The sequence below is a fragment of the Streptomyces lacrimifluminis genome (assembly GCF_014646095.1).
Lineage (GTDB): Bacteria > Actinomycetota > Actinomycetes > Streptomycetales > Streptomycetaceae > Streptomyces > Streptomyces lacrimifluminis.
In genome coordinates, this window is sequence record NZ_BMMU01000103.1 from 1 (window position 1) to 1,382 (window position 1,382).

Consider the following 1,382-nt stretch of genomic DNA (forward strand, 5'->3'; position numbering starts at 1 on the left):
GGCTCCACCACACCACGACGCACCATCAGACAGCCACCCACCCAACAACGTGACAGCGCCGTCGGCGGCCCGCCTGGGCCGAGATATCGCCGAGGTGAGCAGAACGTGCGGCAAGCGTCCGCGGACGCGGGGAGCTACGGCGCTCTCAGGTCCGGCGGTCCGCTACGGGAGGGGACGCTGCGTGATCTGCTCGATGCCGGTCGCCTGGGACCAGACTGCTTGCCACTGGCCGTGTGCGTTTTCATAGGTGTCGGTGTGCCAGTAGCTCGCGCGGGGTACCCGGCGGCGCTTGAAGATCACCTCCAGCGTGGCCTGGTAGCGGATGACGGCGGCGTTCCCGTGAATACGGACCTCGATGGGGCCGGGTTCCCATTCCACGTAGTCAATGTCTCCGGTTGCGATCGCCTGGAGGTACGCGTCTTTGGACAGCACGTGGCCGGCGGGGGTGACGAGCTGGAAGTCGGGTGCGTGCAGCTCGGAAGCGGCACTGATGTCGCCTGCGACGAGCGCTCGGAGCCTGGCCCGCTCGACCTCGCGGATCTGCTCGGCGATCGCACCACCGGTCGGGACGGCTGTTGTCTGCCCCATGGGGTTTCACTCCTGATGAGTTGAGAGGCCAGGCGCCAGGTGTGGAAGCCTGAGCTGACCAGCCAGATTGGACTCATTGACGCTGCGAGTCCATTGCGTCAGGATTACAGCATGGCAGACGACCGAACGGAACACATCCTCGATGCCGCACTGACCGCCTTCTGTCAGTACGGCTACGGCAAGACCACCATGCAGGACGTGGCCCGTGCCGCCGGGATGTCCCGGGCTGCTCTGTACCTGCACTTCCCCAGCAAGGAAGATCTCTTCCGCGCAGGGTCTCGCCGGGCGCACTCCCGGGCGCTCGGAGAGGTGGACACAGCTCTCACCCAGCAGGGCGACGTGCTGTCCCGAGTCGACGCCGCGATGGCCGCCTACTTCGGAGGACTCATGGCGCAGATTTCGTCGAGCGTGCACGGCGGGGAAGTCCTCGATGCGAGTCTCGACGTCGCCGGGGACATCGTCAGCGAGGCACATGCGGCTTTGGTCGCCCGGCTCGCCTCCGCGCTGCAGACCGCCGCGGCAGCGGGAGAAGTGCAGTTCTCGACCTCCGACGCGACCGCCGAGGACATCGTGCTTCTCCTCCTCGCGGTCGCGGACGGGCTGAAGAAGACGAGCGCGGACCCGCAGTTGCGGCAGCAGCGGAAGGCGTTGTTCCTCCGCCTGGTGCACGCGGGAATCGCACCCCTGCGCCAGCCGCCTGCGGAAGGCAACGCCCCGTGATGACCTCCCTGTACGGCGCTGTCACGTTGTTGGGTGGGTGGCTGTCTGATGGTGCGTCGTGGTGTGGTGGAGCC

2 protein-coding genes are annotated in these 1,382 nt (G+C 67.0%); one reads left to right on the forward strand and one right to left on the reverse strand.

All coding sequences use genetic code 11. The annotated features are described in order from the left end of the window. Positions 1 to 162: 162 nt before the first annotated feature. Entirely contained in the window at positions 163 to 588 is a 426-nt protein-coding gene (locus IEY89_RS40095) for a nuclear transport factor 2 family protein (RefSeq protein ID WP_189152446.1), read from the reverse strand. A gap of 111 nt (positions 589 to 699) precedes the next feature. Between IEY89_RS40095 and IEY89_RS40100 the strand changes: the two genes are divergently transcribed. Continuing rightward, positions 700 to 1,308: a TetR/AcrR family transcriptional regulator gene (locus tag IEY89_RS40100; RefSeq protein WP_189152447.1), complete on the forward strand. Its 609-nt coding sequence runs from the start codon at positions 700 to 702 to the stop codon at positions 1,306 to 1,308. Positions 1,309 to 1,382: the final 74 nt, after the last annotated feature.